Consider the following 22,800-nt stretch of genomic DNA (forward strand, 5'->3'; position numbering starts at 1 on the left):
GATCTCCTCAAACGGACTTTCGACGATGGTCGGGACGTTACCGGAAGCGGCCGCAGGCCGGGCTCGCCCCACGTCGGGGCGGTCCGGCCGGCGGCCGCGTCGGTCGGCTCAGCCCATGTGCACGGTGTTGCCGGTCGGGATGTCCTCCTTGCGCACCTTGACCAGGATCAGAGTGGCCAGCCCGGCGAGCACGATCAGGGCCGCGCCCCAGGCGAACGCCACGCGGTAGCCGTGCACCAGAGCCTCGATCTGGTTGACCGGGTTCGGCACCCGACCGACCAGGTATGCGGCGACCGCGCTGGTGTACATGGTGTTCAACAACGCGGTGCCCAACGAGCCGCCGATCTGCTGGGTGGCGTTGAGCGTCGCACTGGCCGCACCGGCGTCGTGCTCCGGCACCCCCACCAGCGCGAGGCTGGACAGCGGCACGAACGTGAAGCCCAGGCCCATGCCGAGGATGACCTGGGCGGGCAGCAGGAGGGTGAGGAACGAGGTGTCCACGTCGATCTGGGTCAGCGCCAGCATGGCCACGGCGGCGAGCACGGCGCCGCCGACCATCAGCGGCTTGGCACCCACCCGTGGCATCAGCTGGCTGGCGCCGCCAGCGGCGATCAGCACACCGGCGGTGACCGGAAGCGACGCGAGCCCAGCCTCGAGGGGCTTGTACTGCAACACCACCTGGAAGTAGAAGGTCAGGAACAGGAACGCCCCGAACAGGCCGGCGCCGATCAGCGTCGAGGCGAGGTACGCCCCGCCCCGGTTGCGGTCCAGGATGATCCGCAGCGGCAGCAGCGGGTGGTTGGAGCGCAGCTCGATCACCACGAAGACGGCGAGCAGCGCCACACCGGCGGCGATGAAGCCGAGCGTCTGGGTGGCGTCCCAGCCGTCCTCGGCGGCCTTGGTGAAGCCGTAGACCAGGGAGACCAGGCCGGCGGTCACCACGATCGCGCCGGGCACGTCGTAGCGGGTGTTGCCGTGCGCCCGGCTCTCCGGCACCAGCGGGAGGGCCAAGGCGATGGCGATGGCCGCCACCGGGATGTTGACCAGCAGGCACCAGCGCCAGTCGGCGTACTCGGTGAGCACCCCACCGAGCAGCAGACCGACCGCCGAGCCACCGCCGGCGATCGCGCCGTACACCGCGAAGGCCTTGGCCCGTTCGGTGGCCTCGGTGAACAGGACGGTGAGCAGCGCCAGTGCGGCGGGGGCGAGCAGCGCGCCGAAGGCGCCCTGAAGCGCACGGGCGGCGAAGAGCATGCCACCCGTGGTGGCGAGACCGCCCAGCGCGGAGGCCAGGGCGAAGCCGGTCATGCCGACGATGAAGGTGCGCTTGCGGCCCCAGTAGTCGGCGATCCGGCCGCCGAGCAGCAGGAGGCCACCGAAGGCCAGGGTGTAGGCGGTGACGACCCACTGCCGGTTCGCGTCGCTGATCCCCAGGTCGGCCTGGGCCTGTGGCAGCGCGATGTTCACGATCGTGGCGTCGAGCACGACCATCAGCTGCGAGACCGCGATGACCGCCAGCGCGATCCAGCGCCGCGGGTGCGGCGCTCCTGTCGACGTCCCGGCGCCGGGCGCGCCGGGGGCGGTCGAGGTGGTTCCGGGCATGGTGAAGCCTTCCGTGTTGCGAATGTCGAGAAAGAGATCAGGCCTGAGACGGGCGGTCGTGCTGGTAACGGAGAACCGGGATCAGCACCTGGTCGACGACCTGGGTGAGGAACGCGTCATCGGCGGGTAGGCCGTGCGCGACGATGCGGGACATGGTGAGCGCGGGCGCCAGATCGTGGAACAACTCGCGCTCGCCGGCCTCCGGCGGGATCTCCCCCCGGGCGGCGGCACGGACCAGGATGGCGGTGCTTGCCACCCGCCCGGCCGGCAGCACCTGGCGGCGTACCAGGCGTTCCAACTCGGGGTTGGTCCGCATGGCGAACGTCAACGCCTGCATGAGGTCGCAGTCGGCCACACAGATCGCCGCCGTGGCGCGCAGCAACTCGATCAGGTCACCGCGCAGGGAACCGGTGTCGGGCGGGTTGTGCACCCCCACGTGCCGGTCGCCCAGGGCGGCGACGACCAGCTCGGCCTTGCCGTCCCACCGCCGGTAGATGGTGGCCTTGCTGACGTGGGCGCGAGCGGCGACAGCGTCGATCGTCATCCGGTCGTAGCCGACCTCGCGCAGCAGGTCGGTGACGACGGCGAACAGGTCGCTGTCGGTGCAGCGCGGGCCCCGGGCTGCCGGCACTCCGGCACCCGCGCCCACCTGCTGACCACCCAGCATCCCCGCACCCCCCATGAAACGATGTCGTACTGACACTAGTTCGCCAGGGTGCAAACATGCAGGCTTTCGTGAGTTGCGTCGCAGGGCGTCGACGAAACGATTGCGTTTCCGGACGGAGTCCGGTGGGTGAACGTGCTGGTCAGGCACCGGGTGCGAGGATCACCGGCACCGCCGTCGTGTTGATCCGTGAACCGTCGAAGGCGGATACCTCGTACACCTCGACCGTGCCCTGCTGCTCCCGAGCCGCCCGCCAGCCGACCACCACGCGGTAGCCGCCCCGGCAGCCGCTGCCGCAACTGGCGGTGCCGAAGCCGGTGGCCACCTCCCGGCCGGCGGCGTCCAGCACCCGCACGCTCACCGTGGCCTCGAACACCGTGGCGGTGCCGGTGACGACGAGCGGTGCGGCGACCCGCTCACCAGCGGTCGGGCTGGTCACCACGATCGGCGGCAGCAGGTCCGCGTAGTCCGGCCGACCGACCGGGCCCGTGCCGCCCAGGCTGACCTGACGCACGGTGGGGAACTGGGTGAGCGTCCACACCACCTGCGCCTCGCGTAGTCGCCGCTCCGCCGGGTCGCCGACGGACGGGACCCGCAGCGTCGCCGTGCCGTCGGTGATCCGGGTGACCTCGATGCCGGCCGGGACGAGGGTGGCCAACCCGGCGGCGGCCTCGGCCGGCGTGGGGCCGGCGGCCAGCTCGGTCAACGCCAGCCGGGACGTCGCCACGGTGGCCGGCCGCGCCCGCCTGGTCGGCACGAGCTGCCCGGCGCGGACGAGCCACAGCTCGATGGTCACGGTGTCACGGGTGCCGGCCGGCCCCGGCGGGGTCGTCGAGGGTGATCGTGGAGGCTCCTTCGAGGGGGTCGGATCCGGACGTTCCGTCGCTGCGGCGCTCGGCGGTGCCGTGCTCGGCAGTGCAGTGCTGGACGGCGTCGTGCTGGAGGGTGCCGCCGTCGGCGCCGGGCCGAGCGCCCCGAAGCGCGGGGTGCCGCACCCGCTCACCAGCAGGCCGGCGACGAGCACCGAGGCGATCACACCGTTGCGGCTCATGCCCTGTCGCCCGCCGCCGTGCCGGCCCGCTCACCGTCGTCGCTCGCCGGCGGGGGACCGTCCGCCGGCAGCTCCAGCCGGAAACAGGTGCCGGCGCCGGATTCGCTGCGGACACTCAGCACACCGCCGAGCAGGGCGGCGTGTTCCCGGGCGATGGCCAGCCCGAGCCCACTGCCCGACGCGGAGCGGGACGGGTCGACCTTGTGGAACCGGTCGAAGACGTGGGGCAGATGCTCCGCCGGGATGCCCGGCCCCTGGTCGGTGACCTCGAAGACGACCACCGGGCCCGCCCCGGTCACGGTCGCCCGGATCTCCCCGCCGCCGTGTTCGACCGCGTTGGCGACCAGGTTGGCCAGCACGCGCTCCAGCCGGCGCGGGTCGGTGCGCAACGTGACCACGTCGCCGCCGACCAGAACCCGCTCCGACCAACCACGGGCGGCGACGATCCCGTGCAGCAGCGCCGACGAGTCGACGGACCCGACGGCCGGCTGCTCCCGTCCGGCGTCCAACCGGGAGATCTCCATCAGGTCCTCGACCAGCCGGCGCAGCCGGACCACGTCGCCGACCAGCAACCGCGCGGCCGGTCGCGCATCGCCGGGCAACTGGTCGAGGTGCTCACCCAGCAGCGACGCCGCGGCCACCAGGGCGGTCACCGGGGTACGCAGCTCGTGGGCCACGTCGGCGGTGAACCGCCGCTCCCGGGCCTGCGCGGCCGACAGTGCCGCGATCTTCGACTCCAGTGCCTCGGCCATCTCGTTGAACGTCGCCGCCCAGACGCTGAACTCGTCGCGCCCGCGTACCGGCAGGCGGGTGTCGAGCAGGCCCTCGGTGAGCGCCCGGGCGGCCCGGCTGGCCCGGCCCACCGGCTCCAACGTGCGGCGGGCCAGCGCGTGACCCACCCCGGCGGCGAGCAGCACCACGAGCACCCAGCCCGCCACCAGCGCGCTACGCAGTTGGCCCAGGTCGGTGGCGACGTCGTCCTCCACGGTGAGGACGTACAGCTCGGCGGTCGAGCCGGGAATGCGCCCGCCGACCACCAGCAGCCGAGGACGGTGCGCCGGTGCGGAGCGCTGGTAACCGAGCTGTCCACCCGCGACGGCGGCCCGCAACCCGGTGCCCAGCGTCGGGGCGTACGCGGGGTGCGAGGGGCGGCTCTGGCCGTCTACGAGGACCACGTGCCGGCCGCTGGCCTCGAAGCTGGTGAGCAGGTCGGTGCTGCGTTGCTCGGTCAGCGGGAGGAACTGTCCGGCGAGCACGAGTTGGTAGCGGGCGTCGGCGGCGGCCTGCTGCAGCGACGCGTCCCACCAGGACTGCCGCAGCAGCAGCCCGGTCCCGCCGGCGAGCAGGGCAGCCGAGACGCCAGCGACCAGGACGAACGCGATGGTCAGCCGGCGCCTCAGGCGTCCCGGGGCCACCGCGCGTCCGACCATCGCCGCCCCTCCCGTCAGCCCACTGACAGCTTGTAGCCGGCGCCGCGCACGGTACGGACCAACCGTGGCTGCGCCGGGTCTTCCTCGATCTTGGAGCGCAGCCGTTGCACCGCCACGTCGACCAGACGGGAGTCGCCGAGGAAGTCGTGGTGCCAGACCAGATCCAGCAGCAGCTCCCGGGTGAAGACCTGGCCGGGTCGGCGGGCCAGCTCCAGCAGCAGGCGGAACTCGGTGGCGGTCAGCGCCACCTCCCGGCCGTGCCGGCGGACCACGAAGCTGCCCGGGTCGATCTCCAGGCTGCCGACCTCGATGATGGTGGACGGGGCGTTGGTGTTCATTCTGCGCAGCAGCGAGCGGACCCGGGCCACCAACTCGGGCAGGTCGAAGGGTTTGCGCAGGTAGTCGTCGGCGCCGCACTCCAACCCGACCACCACGTCGATGGTGTCGGTGCGCGCGGTCAGCATCAGGATCGGCACCTGACTGGTGCGCCGGATCTCCCGGCAGACGTCCAGGCCGTCCAGGCCGGGCAGCATGACGTCGAGCACGATCAGGTCGACCGGGTGGGCTCGCCACGCCGCGAGGGCCTGCCGCCCGTCGACGGCGGTGTCGACCCGGAAACCGGCGCGGCGCAGTCCGAGGGCGGTGACCTCCCGGATGGAGGCGTCGTCCTCGACCACCAGCACGCGGCCCTCCATCACCCGAGAGTAGACCCGCCGCCACGGTGCGCAGCCTGGCGAAACGGTCGGGTTCCACGGCCCGGCCGGCCCGTTGAGCGGCACCGACAACCCCACCTCGCACCGGGCCGAGCGTTGATCTCGACGTGGGCTACTGGGATCATCGATCGCTCGGATTGGCCCCCGGGCCGCCTCGATCCGACCAGCTCACACGAAGGGGCACGACGTGCAACGTCACGGCTGCGTGATCCGACTCCGACCGGACCAGCGGGAAACCTATCTTCGGCTGCACGCCACCGTCTGGCCGAGCGTCGAGCAGACGCTGCGCGAGGCGAACTTCCGCAACTACACCATCTTCCTCCACGACGACCTGCTCTTCGGCTACTACGAGTACGTCGGTGAGGACTACGACGCCGACCTGCGGCTCATCGCCGCGGACCCGCAGACACAGGAGTGGTGGAAGCTGACCGACCCGTGTCAGGAGTCGCTCGCCGAGCCCGGCTCGGGGGACTGGTGGGCGCCGATGCGGGAGGTCTGGCACCTGGCCGACGAGGCCGTCGGGCCAGCGCCCGACCCGGCACCGCAGGGTTCCGGCAGCTAGCGGGCGCGCCCTCGGTGGGGTGACAACTCAGCTTCCGCATTGAAGAATATCTCCATCTACCCATGGGGATCAGTCAACATTTTGCGGAGGAAGCGTGCTCACGAGAAGAAGCCTGCTCGTCGCTGCCGGTGCGGCGGTGGTCGGCGCTGTACCGCTGGCCAACTCGGCCACGGCGGCGTTGCCGCAGCTGGACATGGAGGCGCTGATCAAGGCGGCGCAGATCGACCCGCGTCGGCCGGACACCGCGCTCACCGACGGGGCCAAGGACAGCGTCCTGCTGGTGGAGCGCGCCCTCCAGGCGCGAGGGCTGCTGTCGTCGACGTACGTCGACGGGCACTTCGGCACCAGCACGATCGCGGCGTACGCGGCGTACCAGCGGTCCCTCGGCTACACCGGTCTGGATGCGACCGGCCTGCCCGGCCCGTCGTCGCTGCGGTCGCTGGGCGAGGGGCGTTACACAGTGGTCAGGGCGATCTCACCCGGCAGCGTGGTGACCCTGCGGGGTGTGCAGGTCAACACGCGCACCAGGTCGATGCTGTTCGAGGCCGAACGCCTGCTCGGCCGTCAGCTCGGCATCACGCAGGGCTCGTACAGCAGCGGTGTGGGCGCGTCCGCCGGCACGCACGACGGCGGCGGCGCGCTCGATCTCTCGGTCAGCGGGCTCTCCTCAGCCGTGCGAACGGATGTGCTGCGTCGCCTCCGGACGGTGGGCTTCGCCGCGTGGCTGCGCACCCCGGCCCAGGGAGACTGGGGCTACCACATCCACGCCATCGCGCTGTCCGACACCGACCAGTCGACCGGTGCGCAGAACCAGGCCGGCGACTACTACCTCGGTCGTAACGGCCTGGCCAACCGGGGTGCCGATGACGGGCCGGCAGTGAGCCCCAAGCGGACCTGGGAGGAATACCAGCGCACGCTCTGAGGCTCACGGTCCTCCCATGACCCTGGCCGGGGCATGATCCACCCGCGTTCGTGAAAGTCGGGGCATCCGCGGCGTCCGGACACCCCGACTTCACCACAGTCGAGTCGATCAAGTCTTCGAAAAGATTCTGGCGTTCCTGTCGATTGGGGTTGATCCTCTTCGTAGCCCTGGTGAGAGCCCGGCACAACAGCGGGCCACGCACCCACTGGAGGGCACGATGACCAGCACAGCGACCACCACTCCCACCACCACCTCGACCTTCGGCGCGCTGATTCGTACCGGTCTCATCGCCACGGTCGCCGCGAGCGCCGCCACCATGGCCGTCGCCGCCGTCGGCCACGCGGCAGGCATCAGCCTCGACGTGGCCGACGCGCCGATCCCGGTGACGGGGTTCGGCGTGCTGACCGCCGTATTCTCGCTGGTCGGGGTGCTCCTCGCCGCGTTGCTGTCCCGTTTCGCCCGGCGTCCGCGGCGCACGTTCGTCCGCACGACGGTGGTGCTGACCGTCCTGTCGCTGGTGCCGGACGTGCTCGCGGACGCCGGGGCGGGCACCAAGGCGCTGCTGATGCTCACCCACCTGGTCGCGGCCGTGATCGTGATCCCCGCTGTCGCGCGCCGCCTGGCCGCCTGACCTGCCGCCATCCACCCGTCGACCTACCGGAGGAACGTCATGAAGCAGTACCTGCTGTCCGTGCACTTCGTCGAGGGCGCGCCGGCCCCGTCCGACGAGGAGATGCAGACCATGTTCGCGGAGACCGGCCGGATCAACGACGAGATGCAGGCCGTTGGCGCCTGGGTCTTCGGCGGAGGGCTCCTCTCGCCGGACAGCGCCACCGTCGTCCGGGTCGAGAACGGCGCCACCACCATGAGCGATGGGCCGTTCGCCGAGACGAAGGAGCACATCGCCGGGTTCTGGGTCATCAGGTGCGAGGACCTGGACCAGGCGCTCGCCTGGGCCGAGAAGTGCGCGGCGGCCTGCGGCCCGGTCGAGGTGCGCCCCTTCGACGACCTGTCCCAGGCCTGACCAAGAGTCGATCACCCGACATGGACCTGGCGAGCATCTACCGCGCGGAGTACGGCCGCTGCGTCGCCACCCTGGCCCGCGTCCTCGGTGACATCAACCTCGCCGAGGAGGCGGTCCAGGACGCCTTCACCACGGCGTTGCAGAAGTGGCAGGCCCCGCCGCCCAACCCGGGTGCCTGGATCGTGACGACCGCCCGCAACCGGGCGGTCGACCGTCTCCGCCGGGAGTCGACCCGCGAGGCCCGGCACGCCCAGGCCCTGCTGCTGCACCACCAGGACGAGCCGCGAGAGGTGGGACCGGTGAAGGACGACCAGCTGCGACTCATCTTCACCTGCTGCCACCCGGCGCTCGCTCCCGACGCGCGGACCGCCCTCACGCTGCGCCTGCTCGGGGGCCTCGACGTATCCGAGATCGCCCGGGCCTACCTGGTCCAGGAGGCCACCGTCGCCCAGCGGATCGTGCGCGCCAAGAAGAAGATCCGGGACGCCAACATTCCGTACCGGGTGCCCGCCGAACACGAGCTGCCGGACCGGCTGCCGCCGGTGCTCACCGTGCTCTACCTGATGTTCAACGAGGGCTACGCGTCCACCGCCGGGCCGTTGATCAGAACGGACCTGTGCACCGAGGCGATCCGGCTCACCCGGGAACTCGCCGCGTTGATGCCCGACGAGCCCGAGGTCCTGGGCCTGCTCGCCCTGTTGCTGCTGACCGAGGCCCGCCGCCCGGCGCGACTCGACTCGACCGGCGAACTGGTGCTGCTGGCCGACCAGGACCGGTCACTGTGGAACCGCGCACTCATCGCCGAGGGCCACGACCTGGTCCGCCGGTGCCTGCGGCGCAACCAGCCTGGCCCGTACCAGATCCAGGCCGCGATCAGCGCGGTGCACACCGACGGCGTCGCCACCGACTGGCCACAGGTCCTGGCACTGTACGACCAACTCCTCGTGATCACGCCAACCCCGGTCGTCGCGCTCAACCGCGCCGTCGCCGTCGCCGAGGTGCACGGGCCGGCGGTGGCCCTCGCCGAGTTGGAGGGTGTCGACCTTCCCGGCTACCACCGGCTGCCCGCCACCCGGGCCGAGTTGCTCGCCCGGCTCGGACGCGACGACGAGGCACGAGCCGCCTACGACCAGGCCGTGGCACTGGCCACCAACGAGACCGAGCGGGTCTACCTGCAGACCCGTCGTACCGCACTGAGTCACCCGTGAACGGAGAACACCATGACCGCCACCTACACCGTAGATGTCTTCTCCAGCCTCGACGGCTTCGGCACCACCAGCGGCAACTGGGGCGGCTACTGGGGCAAGCAGGGCCCCGAGCTGCTCGCGCACCGCCTGGCCGTCTACGGCGAGGAGCAGCGCATGGTCTTCGGGGCCCGGACGTACCAGGTGTTCGCGCAGATGCTGGCCGCGAGCACCGAGGAATCCGAGGTCCGCGACGCCTGGGTCACCCGGATGCGAAGCCTCCCGGCGACGGTGGTGTCGAACACGCTGGAAGGCTCCCTCGACTGGCCGGACGCGACGGTCGTACGCGGTGACGCCGTGGACGTCGTCGCCCGGCTCAAGGAGGAATCCGACGTGCCGCTGCGATCGCACGGCAGCCTGTCGATGAACCGGGCGCTGATGGCCGCCGGTCTGGTCGACCTGGTCCAGGTGACGATCTTCCCGGTGATCACCGGTCAGACCGGAACGGAGCCGATCTTCCAGGGGGCGGCCGACTTCGACCTGGAGCTGGTCGAGAGCCGCACACTCGACGGTCGCTCCCAGGAACTCGTCTACCGCCCCACCCCGCACGTCTGAGCCGTCCCGACACCCCCGCCCCGGCGACGGACGCGTCTGCCGGGGCGGCTCGGTGTCCGGTAATGATCACCACTGGTGGGCCACGTCGAGCACGACCCGACTGTGTCCGCCGGGGCCGGCCAGGACGAACGTGCGGAACGGCAACCGCGCCCGCACGCCGACCGCGAAGGTGCTGTAGCCCTCGAAGCTGCCGCCGAAGACGACGTCACGCAGTGTCGGGTAGCGCAGCAGGTTCGCGACGTGCTCACCGACCGCGTACGGCACGGTGCCCTGGTGGGCGTCGTCGTACGCCGGTGCACGCAGCGAGACCCGCAGCAGCGCCCCTCCCGCGGTGTACGGCGACAACGGCAGCCCCTCGCCCTCGGTCCACGTCTCGCCGTAGCCGACCGCGTAACCGTCGACCGGGCCAGCGAACTCGAACACCACCCGGTCGTAGCAGTCGTGCCGACCGGTGCGGACGTCGACCAGCGGGGCGTCACTGAGCGCGCCGGCCGACTTCTCCGCGCTGCCCCAGGTGATGCCGCAGTACGCCGACCCGGTCGTGGTGCCCGCCGCGGTGCTGCTGCCCGCGCCGACGAGCAGCCCGGCGAGGACGACCACCAGTGCCGTCAGTGCGCTTCTGATCCTCATCGTGTTTCTCCGTTCGAGATGCGGGGCCACGTGGCGGCGGCGCTGCCGGTGGCCCTCTGCCGCCACCGTCGTCCCTTCTCGGCACGGGCACTTCGCCACGGCGTAACCGCCGCGTAACAGCCGATCGCCTCGGCGGTATGACGCTTCCGCTATGTCGGACATCGGTCGCCCGGGCTCTAGCATTCACGTACATCGATGATCGGTGGCCGGTGGCCGCCGGGCGACCCGCAGGGGAGTGCGTGATGTTCCGACGACAACTGAGACGTACGGCGATGGCCATGCTGGTGGCCGTGCTGGCGGCAGCCGGGGTGCAGCTCGCCACGGGCGCTCCGGCCGCCGCCGTGCGGACCGTCTACTACGACGCGAGCCGGACCGGCGAGTTCCGCACCAACTTCGACCAGGCGGCACAGATCTGGAACAGCCGGGTCAGCAACGTCCGGCTGCTGGCCGGCACCCCGGCCAGCATCACCATCTACGTCGACGACGGCTGGCCCCGGGCGCAGCCGACCGGCCTCGGCTCGGGACGGATCTGGATGGGCCGCACGGCCGTCAACCAGGGCTACGACCGCAACCGCATCGCCGCCCACGAGATCGGCCACATCCTGGGCCTGCCGGACCGGCGCACCGGCCTGTGCACCGACCTGATGTCCGGCAGCAGCGCCCCGGTGTCCTGCCGCAACGCCAACCCCAGCTCGGCCGAGGCGAGCCGGGTGAACTCGCTGTTCGCCGGCAGCCTGGCCGCGCCGGCCAGCACGACGTACACCTGGACCGGTGCCTCCGACATCGAGCCGTTGGTGGTCGGCGGCCGACCGGCGTCGGAGAACTACCCGTTCATGGTCTACGTCTCCGGCTGCACCGGCACGCTGATCAAGGGCAACTGGGCGGTCACCGCCAAGCACTGCTCGACGCCGTCCTCGGTGCGGGTGGGCAGCGTCAACCGCTCCAGCGGCGGGACTGTGGTGCGGGTGACCCGTGCGGTCAACCACCCGAGCGTCGACGTCAAGCTGCTGCAACTGGCCAGCTCGGTCACGTACGCCCCGGCCCCGATCCCGAGCACCTCCGGCGCGGTCGGCACCGCGACCCGGATCATCGGCTGGGGCCAGACCTGCGCGCCCCGGGGCTGCGGATCGGCACCGGCGGTCGCCAACGAGCTGGACACGTCCATCGTGGCGGACAGTCGGTGCTCCGGCATCAACGGCCCGTACGAGATCTGCACCAACAACACCAACGGCAATTCCGGCGCCTGCTACGGCGACTCGGGTGGGCCGCAGGTGCGCCGCGTCAACGGAGTGTGGAACCTGATCGGCGCCACCAGCCGGGCCGGCAACAACAACTCCACCTGCGCCACCGGCCCGTCCATCTACGTCGACCTGCCGTCCATCCGGTCCTGGATCTCCACCCAGGTCGGCGGTCTGCCCGTCTGACCATCAAGGACAGTGGAGCGGGGACGCGCGCACGACGCGTCCCCGCTCGCGGTGTGGTGGGGTCACCCCACGCGGTGTCACCATGCGATACGGTGCGTGGCATCTCGACACATCCGAGGTGGACCCATGCCTGCCGTCGTCGCCCTCGCGCTGACCCTCGCTCTCGCGCCCGCGCCTTCCCCGTCGGCCACCTCCGGCCCGGTCGCTGACCTCCTCGGTGGTGTCGGCCGGATCGTCGACGACCTCCTCGATGGTGGCGACCCGCCGAGCACGGCGCCAACCGCGCCCTCCACGCCGAGCCCGCCGGCGGTCACGGACCAGCCCAGCCCGGTACGGCCAACCGCGGCCCCCACGCCCGCGGGGTCGTCGACCGCGGTCCAGGTCCCGGCCGCTCCGGTCGCACCGGCTCGCCCCGCCGGCGGCGAGGTCACCGGCACCCGTGAGGCAACCGTGCCCCGCCGCGACGGTGCCCCTCCCGCTCCGGTCACCCCGCCGACGCTCGCCAGCCCCGCCCGCGACAGTTGGCCGCCGGTGTCCTACGTGCTGGTCCTGGCTGCCACGGTCGTGCTGGCCCTGTGGCTCCTGCGCCGCCGTCCGTCGGCCCCCGCCGCCGCATCCGCGCCGGACCTCGCACCCGCACCCGCACCCGCACCCGCGCCGGATCCTGGACCCGCGCCGGACAATGTCAGCCGGTTGCCGACCAGCCTCAACGCGATCTACGAGCTGGGCCGGCTGGACGAGCGGCTCGCCCAGGAGCGTGGTCGCCCCACTCCCTGAGGCGCGCCCACCGGCCTCACTGCCCCTAGGCCCTGTTTCATAAGAACTGGCCGGCCTACGGCGGGCCCGGACGACGACCGACGGCGTTGCGGTTTCGTCCGGATACGACACCGGTATCCGAACGAAACCGCGCCTTGCCGGATCGCCGCCCGGACTCTGCCTCGGCTCGACCGCCCTTAGGAAACAGGGCCTAGTAGGCACCCTCGCGCCGCGGGATCTCGTCGTCGTAGGCCCCGACCGGTCCGCTGTAGCGGACCTTGCCCTCCGGGTACGGCCAGGCGTTCGCGGTGCAGCCGTGCCGGCCCAACGTCTGTTGCTGCATCACCGGCGCCGGCCGGCCCCGCACCGGACACCGCTCATGACCGAACCCGAGCTTGTGCCCCACCTCGTGGTTGACCATGTACTGCCGATAGGCGGCCAGGCTCGCGCCGTAGCCCGGTACGCCCTTGACCCATCGCGCCACGTTGAGCACCACGCGGCCACCGTTGCGGCACGAGGTGTAGCCGTCCGGCACGTCCTGGCAGAGGGTGTCGCGGGTGCCGGGGGTGGCCAGGTAGATGGTGAAGTCGGTGGCTTCGCCGGCACCCACCCGGCGCAGCCGCCACGCCCCGCCGGCCGTCCACCCGCGTGGGTCGTTCAACGTCGCGGTGATCGCCGCAGCGATGTCGCCCACCGGCAGCCCTCGGATGTCCCGCTCCACGACGACCCGGTACCGCAGCAACCGGCCGTCGCCCGGGCGTCCGGGTGGCGTCTCGCCGGGCGCCGTCGACCAGCGGTTACCGCCGGCGGCGGGATAGCTGACCGGGACGGCAGGCGCGGAACTGGGCGTCACGTCGGCGACCCCGGTCGGTCGCCCGGTGACAGCCACCGTGGGCGGCCCGGCAGGGCCGGCACCGGTCGGGGGTTGCCCGGCGGCTGGCCCTGCGCATCCGGTGAGCAGTGCCACCACCACCGGCAACGCCGCCGAGGCGGTACGCCACCGGTGGGTAACCTTCGTCGACATGTCTCTCCCCTCGCGCGTCGCTCGGCGGCGGCGGCGCGGAGGAGAAGACGGGTGACCGTGGCGAAAAGTTGATGTGACCCACCGCTCAACCTTCTGCCGACCTGACCCGTCCATAGAGGTGTGGCACGGGGGAGGGTTCACGGTGGCGCGGGGTGACGCGGAGTTCGTCGAGTTCGCGAGGGCGGCGTCCGCCCGACTCGTGCATGCCGCCTTCCTGATGACCGGCGACCACCACCAGGCCGAGGACGCCGCGCAGACCGCGCTGGCCCGCACCTACGCCTCGTGGTCCCGGATCCACGACGACGACGCCTACGGGTACGCGCGCCGCACCCTGGTCAACCACCTGGTCGACGGATGGCGGCGGCCGCTGCGGGAGTACCCGACCGAGGAGGTGCCGGAGCAGCGGCGCGGCGACGTGGCCGACGAGGTGACCACCCGGCGCTGGTTGATCACCATCCTCGGCGCGCTCACCCCCCGGGAGCGGGCCATCGTCGTGCTGCGCTACTACTTCGACCTTCCGGAGGCGCAGGTGGCCCGGGAACTCGCCGTGTCGGTCGGCACGGTCAAGAGCACCAGCTCACGAGCCCTGGAAAAGCTGCGCACCGCCGGGCCGCGGACATCCGACGAGGAGGCGCGCCGATGAGCGAGCTGGAACGACTCCGCCAGGCCATGCGGGACACCGAACGCCCCGCCACGTCGCTCGATCTGGCCGCGGTGATGCGCGAGGGGCGGCGGTTGCGGATCCGTCGGCGGGTTGCCGGCGCCGGTGCTGCCACGCTCGCGGCCGGCGTGGCCGCCGCTGTGGTCGTCGTGGCGGTCGGTGCCGGGCCGGGTGGCCCGCCGACGCCCGAGCGTCCGCCGCCGGTCGCTGTCGCTCCGCCACCGGCCGGTGCCTCGCCGACGGCGTCGGCCTGGTTGGAGCCCACCCCGCCGCCGACGGTGGCCCGCGACGTCCCGCCCCCGAAGCCCCTGGGCCAGGTGATCGACAGCGAGGTGCGACACGGTGCCGACCAGCGGGTCTACTACTTCGTCGGGGTTTCCGTGCCCGGCGAGCCGAAGGTGTCCGTCGGGCTGGCGGCCGGTCGCCGCGCTCCGGACGGCATGCTGACCACGGACATCCTGGTCAACGACGTCGACGGGGCTGACCGCAGCCCGGGTTTTCATCAGATCGGCTACGACGAGCGCTCGTCGACAGTGCCGGTGCCCACCTTCGGCTACTTCGTCGGCCCCGCCCAGCGCATCGTCGGCACGGTGGGTGCCCGGCAGGTCGATGCCCGACTGGCCCGGTGGAGTGAGGACAAGCAGGTGTTGATCTTCTGGTTCGACCCGGCCGAACTGACCCCGGGGCAGCGGCTCGACGGCATCGTCGCCCGCGACGCCAACGGCCGCCGACTCTGACACGCTGCCGGCTGGTCGCTCAGGCCGGATCGGCCAAGCGGCGCTCGATGGTCACCGTCGTCCCCTCGAGGGTGGAGACCAGCCGCACGTCGCCGTACGCGTTCATCAGCAGCGCGCCGCGTCCCCGGTCCATCGCCGGTCGCCGGTCCCGCCAGGTGCCGAAGTCCCGCACCGAGATCCGGACCAGGCCGACACCGACCTGGACCCGCACCCGCACCTCCGGACGGCTGGGCCGCTGCGCGTGCTCGACGGCGTTGTTCATCGCCTCGGACGCGGCGAGCAGCAGATCCTCCAGCACGTCCGGGTCGACGTCGAGGTCGCCCAGCGTCCGCCGGACGTCCCGCCGCATCATGGCGGCCGAGGTGGGTGCGGACGGGTACGCCCACCTGACGTCCAGGACGTCGCCCAGCCCGTTCCGGTCGGCCGGATCCGCCGGCACCACGGACGTGTCGCCGACGGGCTCGACCGTCGGGGCCGGTGCGGTGGGGGTGACCGCGGCTGGCCGCGTCGTCGCCGGTGCGGCGTCGACCGTTGCTGGGCTGGCGGCGATGCGGTCGCGGGCCCGCCGGATGGCCGCTCGGATGCGGGCGATCAGCTCGGTCGCGGCGAACGGCTTCACCAGGTAGTCGTCGGCGCCCAGGCTCAGGCCCTCCACACTGGCCTCACCGCCGGCACGGGCGGAGAGCACCAGCACCGGCAGCGCCCGGGTCGCCGGGTCCGCGCGTAGCCTGCGCAGCAGGTCGAAGCCGTCCATCACCGGCATCATCACGTCGGCGAGGACCAGGTCGGGCCGCTCTCGGTAGATTTCGTCGAGGGCCTGCCGGCCGTCGGTGACGGCCCGTACCCGCCAGCCCTGCCCGGTGAGCAGCCGGGTGAGGTACGCCCGCATGTCGCTGTTGTCGTCGGCGATCAGGATCCGGGACCCGGCCAGCTCGTCCACCGCCGGGCCGATCGTACGGTCGGGCTCCGTCACACTGCCGTCCGGTTCGGCGAGCCAACCCATCGCCTCCTCGACAGCGGCGCGGGCGGCGTCGCCCCGCCCGTCCACCGGCGGGCCGGTCAACGCCGTTCGGCGCGCCGCCGACCAGGGAAGCGCCACGGTGAAGGTGCTGCCGGCGCCCACCCGGCTGGCCACCCGGACCTCGCCGCCCTCCAGCCGGGCCAACTCGTGCACCAGGGCCAGGCCGATGCCGGTGCCCTCGTGGCTGCGTGAGCGGGCGCCGCGCACCCGGTGGAAGCGTTCGAAGAGTTTCGGCAGGTCCTGGTCGCCGATGCCGATGCCGGTGTCCGCGACGGTGAGGCGTACCTCCTCGTCGTCGGTGTCCAGGGTGACCCGGATCCGGCCGATGAACGTGTATTTCAGGGCGTTGGAGAGCAGGTTGGTGACGATGCGTTCCCAGTTGACCGGGTCGATGGTGACCGGCCGTGGCAGCGGTGGGCAGGCCACCTCCAGGGTCAGCCCGGCCCGCTCGACGGCGGCCCGGAACACGCCGGCCAGCTCGGTGGTGAGCGCGGACAGGTCGACCGCGCGGGCGTCGCTGCGGGCCCGCCCGGCCTCCAGGCTGCTGAAGGTGAGAAGGCTGTTGACCAGCGTCAACAGTCGGGTGGCGTTGCGCCACGCGGTCTCCACCCGCTCCCGCTGCACGGGGGCCAGGGGCGCGGTGGCGTCGGTGAGGGCGTCGGCCAGAGGGCCGAGCATGAGGGTCAACGGGGTACGGAACTCGTGGCTGACATTGGCGAAGAAGTCGGTCTTGACCCGGTCCAGTTCGGCCAACGCCTCGACCCGGCGCCGCTCCTCCTCGTACTCCTGGGCGTTGCGCAGGGCCACGGAGATCTGCTGCGCCAGCAGCTGGTTGAAGGACCGGTACGCCTCGTCGAGCCCTCGGCTGGGGCTGATCCCCGCCAGCAGGACACCGAGCGGCTGGTCCTCGTCGCCGGAGGGCAGTGGCAGCGCCAGCGCGGTGCGGACCAGGTCGTCCCACGGGCCGGCGGGCAGGCGCAGTCGGTCGGCCACGTCGGTCACCTGGGTCGGGCGGCCCTCGGCGGCGTCCGGCAGCCCCCAGGCGTACGCGACCGGACCGGGGTCGGCCAGCTCGACGGTGTCCGGGAGCGCCCCCTCGTGTCCCTGGTCGCCGCCGGTGCAGGCGAGCCGCCGCAGCACCGCGCCGTTGCGCAGGTAGATGGCGGCGAACGGCACGTCCAGCGGGTGGCTGTCGATCGTGTCGATCAGTCGGGCGGCGGTGGCGTCCACGTCGACGGTGCGCCCGTCGCCGAGAACGGACAGGTCGCGCAGCAGGCGCAGCCGGCGTTCGCCGACCACCTGCTCGGTGACCTCGCTGCACACGGTGAACACCCCGACGGTACGGCCCTCGTCGTCGCGGGCCGGCGCGTGCGAGACGCTGAAGTACGCCTCCTCGCGGTAGCCGGCCCGCTCCAGCAGCAGTTGCAGCGCGGGGACCCAGCTGGCGACCCCGGTCGCCATCGCCTGCTCGATCAGCGGGGCGAGCACGTGCCAGCCCTCGGCCAGGGTCACCCGCACGTCGTTGCCGAGCGCGGCGGGGTGCTTGTCGCCGATCAGCGTGGAGTACGCGTCGTTGTAGAGCTGGGAGAAGTCGTCCCCCCAGAGCAGCAGCATGGGGTAGCGGGAGGAGAGCACGAGCCGGACCGCGGCGCGCAGGCTCTGTGGCCATCCGCTGACCGGGCCCAGTGGCGTACGGGCCCAGTCCAGCTCCGCCATCAGCCGACCGGTGTCACCGCCGCCGCTGAACAGGTCGATGCTGGGTCGTGTCACGCTCGACCCGGCCCCATCGCTAGCCCCCGTTCCGGGCCCGACGACCCCTGCTGCGTTACCTACCCATCCTGGCACCTCTACTCACCTGTGCCGACGCCGGTACCCACCGTCGAAGCGGCGGCGGTTCGGGACGAACGACCGATGCTCAATGCATCGACATCTGTAAGTGTCTCGGGTATCTCTCCAACCCCGAGGAGCCCCCATGAGAGGCAGAACGCTGAGCGCGGGTATCGCGCTTGCCGTGTTCGCCGGAATGACGGCGACGCTGGCTGCCCAGCCGGTATCCGCGTCGCCCACGACCACGATGACGGAGGCCCGGCCGATCGCCGCGACCGCCGCCGCGTTGGCAGCACCGGACATCTCCGTCAGCAACCTCCAGGCCCACCTCACCCAGTTCAACAGCATCGCCACCAGCAACGGCGGTAACCGCAGGGCCGGCTCGGCCGGCTACACCGCCTCGCTCACGTACGTCAAGACCAGGCTCCAGTCGGCCGGCTACACCGTCAGCGAGCAGTACTGCTCCAGCTGCACGTACCCCTCGAACAACCTGATCGCCGAGTGGCCCGGCGGCCCGACCGACCAGGTGGTCATGTTCGGCGCCCACCTCGACGGCGTCTCGGCTGGCCCCGGCATCAACGACAACGCCACCGGCTCGGCGACCCTGCTGGAGAACGCGCTGGTCCTGGCCGCGCAGAACCCGACCATGACGAAGAAGGTCCGGTTCGCCTGGTGGACCGACGAGGAGCAGGGGCTCAACGGCTCCCGGTTCTACGTCAACTCGCTCAACACCACCCAGCGTGGCTACATCAAGGGCTACTACAACTTCGACATGGTCGGCTCGGTCAACGGCGGCTACTTCATCAACCGGGTCACGTCGACCACGGCGGCGCCCCTGAAGGCGTACTGGGACTCGTTGGGCCTTGCGCCGGAGGAGAACGTCGAGGGCCAGGGCCGCTCCGACGACTACTACTTCCAGCAGGCCGGCATCCCCACCTCGGGCTACGCCGCCGGGGCCAGCGCCCGCAAGACCAGCTCCCAGGCGGCCAAGTGGGGCGGCACCGCCAACTCGGCCTACGACCCGTGTTACCACCGGGCCTGCGACACCACCGCCAACGTCAGCGCGACGGTGCTGAACCGGGCGGCCGACGGTGTCGCGTACGCGCTGTGGCAGCTCGCGGTGGGCGGCGGCACCCCCACCAACGACTTCTCCGTGGCGGTCAGCCCGACGACGCGCACCGTGGCGCGGGGCGCCAGCACCACCGCCACGGTGTCCACCGCGACCACCGCAGGCTCGGCGCAGTCGGTCAGTCTCTCGGCCTCCGGCGCGCCCAGCGGGGTGAGCGTCTCGTTCAGCCCGTCCTCGGTGACCTCCGGCGGCTCGGCCACCATGACGTTGACCGCTTCGGCCAGCGCGGCCACCGGCACGTTCACGCTCACGGTCACCGGCACCGGCTCGGTCACCCGCACCGCCACCCTCACCCTCACCGTGACCGGCACCGGCGGCTGTGCCGGCGGTCAGGTGATCGGAAACGGGGGCTTCGAGAACGGCAGTACGCCGTGGACCGCGTCCTCGGGCGTGATCACCAACGCCAGCGGCCAGCCGGCCCGGACCGGGTCGTACAAGGCCTGGCTCAACGGGTACGGCAGCACCCGCACCGAGACCCTGTCGCAGGCGGTGACGATTCCGGCCGGCTGCGCCAGCTACACGCTGTCGTTCTGGCTGCACATCGACACCGCCGAGACCACCAGCTCCACGGCGTACGACAAGCTCACCGTGCGGTTGGGCTCGACCACGCTGGCAACGTACTCGAACCTCAACGCCGCCGCCGGCTACGCCCAGCGCAGCTTCAACGTGGCCGGCTTCGCCGGGCAGACGGTGACGCTGACGTTCACCGGCACCGAGGACTCGTCGTTGCAGACCAGCTTCGTGATCGACGACGTGACGTTGCAGGCGAGCTGACCGCGTACCCGAAGAGTCGAGCCGCCGCCGGTCCCTCCCGGCGGCGGCTCGTCGCGTCGTGGGTCAGGGGAGCTGCGGGTAGAGCGCGGCGACGCCGCCGGCCAGCCCCGCCTGCACCTGGCGGCTGAGATCGTCGGCGAGGATCTCGTACGCGTCGGCCTCGATGCCGTCCACCGCGATCCGGGCGATCGTCGCCGGGTCCAGTTTCGGGCCGGTGACGTCGGCGGCCATGTCGGTGTCCAGGTAGCCGACGTGCAGGCCGGAGACCCGGATGCCCCGCTCGGCGAGCTGGACGCGCACCGTGTTGGTCATCGACCACTCGGCGGACTTGGCGGCACCGTAGGCCCCGTGGATCGGCGAGCCGAACCAGGACAGCACGGAGAGCACGTTGAGGATCGTTCCGCCGCCGTTGCCGGCGATGACCGGCGCGAACGCCCGGACCGTCGAGAGGGTGCCGATGTAGTGGGTCTCCAGCTCCAGCCGGACGAGGTCCAGGTCGCCGTCGAGCAGGTCGGTGCGGGTGTCGATGCCGGCGTTGTTGATCAGCAGGTTCACGTTCTTGGCCAGCTCGGCGGCGGCGGCCACCGAGGTGGGGTCGGTGATGTCGAGGCGGACCGGCGTCACGCCGGGCAGGTCGACGCTGTCGGGGTTGCGGGCGCCGGCGTAGACGGTGGCGCCCCGGGCGAGGAGTTCGGCGGCCAGGTGTCGGCCGAGGCCACGGTTGGCGCCGGTGACGAGGGCGGTGCTTCCAGCGATCTTCATGGCCGTCACGCTATCCGACCTGGCTTGTGTTAACCAAAGTCAGCTACGTCACGACGGTGACCCCCTGAATCGGGAATGCGACCCCGATGCGGCCACAACCCTGCCGGTGACGGCTCGTATCCTTTCGGCGAACCTCCGCACGAGCCGAGATGGGAGACGGTGTGAGCAACCAGGCCGAAACGTTGGAATTCCAGGCCGAGGCGCGTCAGCTCCTCCAGCTGGTGGTCCACTCGATCTATTCGAACAAGGACGTCTTCCTGCGGGAACTCATCTCGAACGCGTCCGACGCCCTGGACAAGCTGCGACTGGCCACGCTTGTCGACAAGGACCTCGTGGCCGACACCGACGACCTGCACGTCGCCCTCGAGGTCGACCGGGACGCCCGCACCCTCGCCGTACGGGACAACGGCATCGGGATGACCCGCGACGAGGTCGTCCAGCTGATCGGCACCATCGCCAAGTCGGGCACCGCCGAGCTGCTGCGCAAGCTGCGCGAATCCGCCGACGCCCACGCCTCGCAGGACCTGATCGGCCAGTTCGGCGTCGGCTTCTACGCCGCGTTCATGGTCGCCGACCGGGTCACCCTGCTGACCCGCAAGGCCGGCGAGACCGGCGGCACCCGCTGGGAGTCCACCGGCGAGGGCACCTACTCGATCGAGTCGGTCGACGAGGCGCCGCAGGGCACCACGGTGACCCTGCACCTCAAGCCGGTCGACACCGAGGACAACCTGCACGACTACACCGCCGAGTGGACCGTCCGGGAGATCGTCAAGCGATACTCCGACTTCATCGCCTGGCCGATCCGGATGAGCGTCGAGCGGCCCGGCGCAGACGGCGAAGCCGCAACCAGCGAGGTGCAGACCCTCAACTCGATGAAGGCGCTCTGGGCGCGACCCCGCGACGAGGTCGACGCCGCCGAGTACAACGAGTTCTACAAGCACGTCAGCCACGACTGGGCCGACCCGCTCGAGGTCGTGCACATGAAGGGCGAGGGCACCTTCGAGTACGAGGCGCTGCTGTTCCTGCCCAGCCACGCCCCGCTCGACCTGTTCTCCCCGCAGGGCCGCCGCGGTGTCCAGCTCTACGTCAAGCGTGTCTTCATCATGGACGACTGCGAGGCGCTGGTCCCGACCTACCTGCGCTTCGTCAAGGGCGTGGTCGACGCGCACGACCTGTCGCTGAACATCTCCCGCGAGATCCTCCAGCAGGACCGGCAGATCCAGACCGTCCGCCGTCGCCTGGTGAAGAAGATCCTCGCCACGGTCAAGGACCTCAAGGCCAACCACGCCGAGCGGTACCGCACCTTCTGGACCGAGTTCGGCGCGGTGGTCAAGGAAGGGCTGATCGACGACACGGACAACCGCGACACCCTGCTGGACCTCCTGTCGGTCGCCTCCACCCACGACCCCGCCGAGCCCACCGACCTGGCTGGCTACGTCTCACGGATGAAGGACGGCCAGAGCGACATCTGGTACGCCACCGGCGAGTCCCGGGCCGCCATCGAGAACTCGCCGCACCTGGAGGCGTTCCGGGCCAAGGGCCACGAGGTGCTGCTGCTCACCGACCAGGTCGACGAGGTGTGGGTCGAGCGGGTCGGCGCGTACGACGGTCGGCCGCTGCGGTCCATCGCCAAGGGCGAGATCGACCTGGACACCGACGAGGAGAAGCAGCAGGCCGAGGCCGAGCGCGAGCAGCAGCGTCAGGAGTTCGCCGCCCTGCTCGACTGGCTGGGCACCACCCTGACCGACAGTGTCCGGGAGGTGCGTCTGTCGTCGCGACTGACCACCTCGCCCGCCTGCGTCGTCGGCGATGCCCACGACCTCACCCCAACTCTGGAGAAGATGTACCGGGCGATGGGGCACGAGGTTCCCCCGACCAAGCGGATCCTGGAGATCAACCCCGGTCACCCGCTGGTGTCCGGGCTCCGCAAGGCCCACGAGCAGGGCAGCGACCAGATGGCCCTGACCGAGACCGCCGAGCTGCTCTACGGCCTGGCGGTGCTCGCCGAGGGCGGTGAGCTGACCGACCCGGCCCGCTTCACCCGGACGCTCGCCGACCGGCTGGCGCGCACCCTGTAGCTGGCGTACCCCTCCGGCCGGCGGGCCTCCCGCGCAGCGGACCCCGCCGGCCGGCCACCTCTGCGGGCACCTGATCGCAAACGGTCCATCGTGGTCACTGCACAGAGACGGCAGGCCCGCAACCGCTGAGCGAACCGTCCAGCGCGCCCCGGTGAAGAACTTCACAGGGGTTGGGCGATCGTCACCGACCGTGCCTAACGTCGGTCGGGT

Annotated in this window: 21 protein-coding genes; 12 read left to right on the forward strand and 9 right to left on the reverse strand. The window is 71.6% G+C overall.

The features are described 5' to 3' along the window. Nucleotides 1-108 precede the first annotated feature (108 nt). The 5 genes from HNR22_RS01920 to HNR22_RS01940 all read right to left on the reverse strand — a co-directional run bounded on the left by HNR22_RS01920 (nucleotide 109) and on the right by HNR22_RS01940 (nucleotide 5,442). Nucleotides 109-1,602: an MFS transporter gene (locus HNR22_RS01920; protein ID WP_179778734.1), complete on the reverse strand. Its 1,494-nt coding sequence runs from the start codon at nucleotides 1,600-1,602 to the stop codon at nucleotides 109-111. 37 nt (nucleotides 1,603-1,639) lie between these two features. After that, nucleotides 1,640-2,269, reverse strand: coding sequence for a TetR/AcrR family transcriptional regulator (locus tag HNR22_RS01925; protein ID WP_179778735.1), 630 nt, complete (start codon nucleotides 2,267-2,269; stop codon nucleotides 1,640-1,642). A gap of 139 nt (nucleotides 2,270-2,408) precedes the next feature. Continuing rightward, nucleotides 2,409-3,317: a Gmad2 immunoglobulin-like domain-containing protein gene (locus HNR22_RS01930; RefSeq protein WP_179778736.1), complete on the reverse strand. Its 909-nt coding sequence runs from the start codon at nucleotides 3,315-3,317 to the stop codon at nucleotides 2,409-2,411. Continuing rightward, nucleotides 3,314-4,747 carry a sensor histidine kinase gene (locus tag HNR22_RS01935; protein ID WP_179778737.1) on the reverse strand — a complete coding sequence of 478 codons (1,434 nt, stop codon included), beginning with the start codon at nucleotides 4,745-4,747 and terminating at the stop codon, nucleotides 3,314-3,316. The genes HNR22_RS01930 and HNR22_RS01935 overlap by 4 nt, the downstream gene beginning before the upstream one ends. Nucleotides 4,748-4,761: 14 nt before the next feature. Beyond that, nucleotides 4,762-5,442, reverse strand: a complete 681-nt coding sequence (locus HNR22_RS01940) for a response regulator transcription factor (RefSeq protein ID WP_179778738.1) — start codon at nucleotides 5,440-5,442, stop codon at nucleotides 4,762-4,764. Nucleotides 5,443-5,647: 205 nt separating this feature from the next. Here HNR22_RS01940 and HNR22_RS01945 point away from each other — a divergent pair, with 205 nt between their 5' ends. The 6 genes from HNR22_RS01945 (at nucleotide 5,648) to HNR22_RS01970 (ending at nucleotide 9,767) form a co-directional block, all read left to right on the forward strand. Further along, a complete protein-coding gene (locus HNR22_RS01945; protein WP_179778739.1) occupies nucleotides 5,648-6,022 on the forward strand; it encodes an L-rhamnose mutarotase in 375 nt (124 codons plus the stop codon). 94 nt (nucleotides 6,023-6,116) lie between these two features. After that, on the forward strand, nucleotides 6,117-6,944 hold the full coding sequence (locus HNR22_RS01950; RefSeq protein ID WP_099852825.1) for a peptidoglycan-binding domain-containing protein: 828 nt from the start codon (nucleotides 6,117-6,119) through the stop codon (nucleotides 6,942-6,944). A 217-nt stretch (nucleotides 6,945-7,161) separates the two neighbouring features. Next, nucleotides 7,162-7,575 (forward strand): DUF6069 family protein, encoded by a 414-nt coding sequence (locus tag HNR22_RS01955; protein ID WP_179778740.1) that lies wholly within the window; start codon nucleotides 7,162-7,164, stop codon nucleotides 7,573-7,575. 39 nt (nucleotides 7,576-7,614) lie between these two features. Beyond that, nucleotides 7,615-7,968, forward strand: a complete 354-nt coding sequence (locus HNR22_RS01960) for a YciI family protein (RefSeq protein ID WP_179778741.1) — start codon at nucleotides 7,615-7,617, stop codon at nucleotides 7,966-7,968. 20 nt (nucleotides 7,969-7,988) lie between these two features. Continuing rightward, nucleotides 7,989-9,176 (forward strand): RNA polymerase sigma factor, encoded by a 1,188-nt coding sequence (locus HNR22_RS01965; protein WP_179778742.1) that lies wholly within the window; start codon nucleotides 7,989-7,991, stop codon nucleotides 9,174-9,176. A gap of 12 nt (nucleotides 9,177-9,188) precedes the next feature. Then, complete coding sequence (locus tag HNR22_RS01970) at nucleotides 9,189-9,767, forward strand: dihydrofolate reductase family protein (protein ID WP_179778743.1); 579 nt, start codon at nucleotides 9,189-9,191, stop codon at nucleotides 9,765-9,767. Between the two features lie 66 nt (nucleotides 9,768-9,833). Here the strand turns inward: HNR22_RS01970 and HNR22_RS01975 are convergent, their stop codons facing one another. Next, on the reverse strand, nucleotides 9,834-10,397 hold the full coding sequence (locus HNR22_RS01975; RefSeq protein ID WP_179778744.1) for an AMIN-like domain-containing (lipo)protein: 564 nt from the start codon (nucleotides 10,395-10,397) through the stop codon (nucleotides 9,834-9,836). A gap of 278 nt (nucleotides 10,398-10,675) precedes the next feature. Here HNR22_RS01975 and HNR22_RS01980 point away from each other — a divergent pair, with 278 nt between their 5' ends. After that, nucleotides 10,676-11,821, forward strand: coding sequence for a snapalysin family zinc-dependent metalloprotease (locus HNR22_RS01980; protein WP_425488090.1), 1,146 nt, complete (start codon nucleotides 10,676-10,678; stop codon nucleotides 11,819-11,821). 126 nt (nucleotides 11,822-11,947) lie between these two features. Next, entirely contained in the window at nucleotides 11,948-12,598 is a 651-nt protein-coding gene (locus tag HNR22_RS01985; protein WP_179778746.1) for a hypothetical protein, read from the forward strand. Between the two features lie 190 nt (nucleotides 12,599-12,788). Here HNR22_RS01985 and HNR22_RS01990 read toward each other — a convergent pair whose 3' ends face one another. Continuing rightward, complete coding sequence (locus HNR22_RS01990; RefSeq protein ID WP_179778747.1) at nucleotides 12,789-13,601, reverse strand: DUF3152 domain-containing protein; 813 nt, start codon at nucleotides 13,599-13,601, stop codon at nucleotides 12,789-12,791. Between the two features lie 142 nt (nucleotides 13,602-13,743). On the opposite strand from HNR22_RS01990, the gene HNR22_RS01995 reads away from it, so the two are divergent. Next, entirely contained in the window at nucleotides 13,744-14,244 is a 501-nt protein-coding gene (locus HNR22_RS01995; protein WP_179778748.1) for a SigE family RNA polymerase sigma factor, read from the forward strand. Then, the gene (locus tag HNR22_RS02000) at nucleotides 14,241-14,999 is read left to right on the forward strand and encodes a hypothetical protein (RefSeq protein ID WP_179778749.1); all 759 of its coding nucleotides are present in this window, start codon (nucleotides 14,241-14,243) and stop codon (nucleotides 14,997-14,999) included. The genes HNR22_RS01995 and HNR22_RS02000 overlap by 4 nt, the downstream gene beginning before the upstream one ends. A 19-nt stretch (nucleotides 15,000-15,018) precedes the next feature. On the opposite strand, the gene HNR22_RS02005 is transcribed toward HNR22_RS02000, so the two are convergent. Beyond that, nucleotides 15,019-17,790, reverse strand: coding sequence for an ATP-binding protein (locus HNR22_RS02005; RefSeq protein WP_343059643.1), 2,772 nt, complete (start codon nucleotides 17,788-17,790; stop codon nucleotides 15,019-15,021). 202 nt (nucleotides 17,791-17,992) lie between these two features. Here HNR22_RS02005 and HNR22_RS02010 point away from each other — a divergent pair, with 202 nt between their 5' ends. Then, nucleotides 17,993-19,750, forward strand: a complete 1,758-nt coding sequence (locus HNR22_RS02010) for a M28 family peptidase (RefSeq protein WP_179778750.1) — start codon at nucleotides 17,993-17,995, stop codon at nucleotides 19,748-19,750. A 63-nt stretch (nucleotides 19,751-19,813) separates the two neighbouring features. Here the strand turns inward: HNR22_RS02010 and HNR22_RS02015 are convergent, their stop codons facing one another. Then, a complete protein-coding gene (locus HNR22_RS02015; protein ID WP_179778751.1) occupies nucleotides 19,814-20,512 on the reverse strand; it encodes an SDR family oxidoreductase in 699 nt (232 codons plus the stop codon). A 149-nt stretch (nucleotides 20,513-20,661) separates the two neighbouring features. Between HNR22_RS02015 and htpG the strand changes: the two genes are divergently transcribed. Beyond that, nucleotides 20,662-22,590 carry a molecular chaperone HtpG gene (gene htpG / locus HNR22_RS02020; protein WP_179778752.1) on the forward strand — a complete coding sequence of 643 codons (1,929 nt, stop codon included), beginning with the start codon at nucleotides 20,662-20,664 and terminating at the stop codon, nucleotides 22,588-22,590. Nucleotides 22,591-22,800 lie beyond the last annotated feature (210 nt).

This window comes from Micromonospora jinlongensis (assembly GCF_013410645.1).
Lineage (GTDB): Bacteria > Actinomycetota > Actinomycetes > Mycobacteriales > Micromonosporaceae > Micromonospora > Micromonospora zamorensis.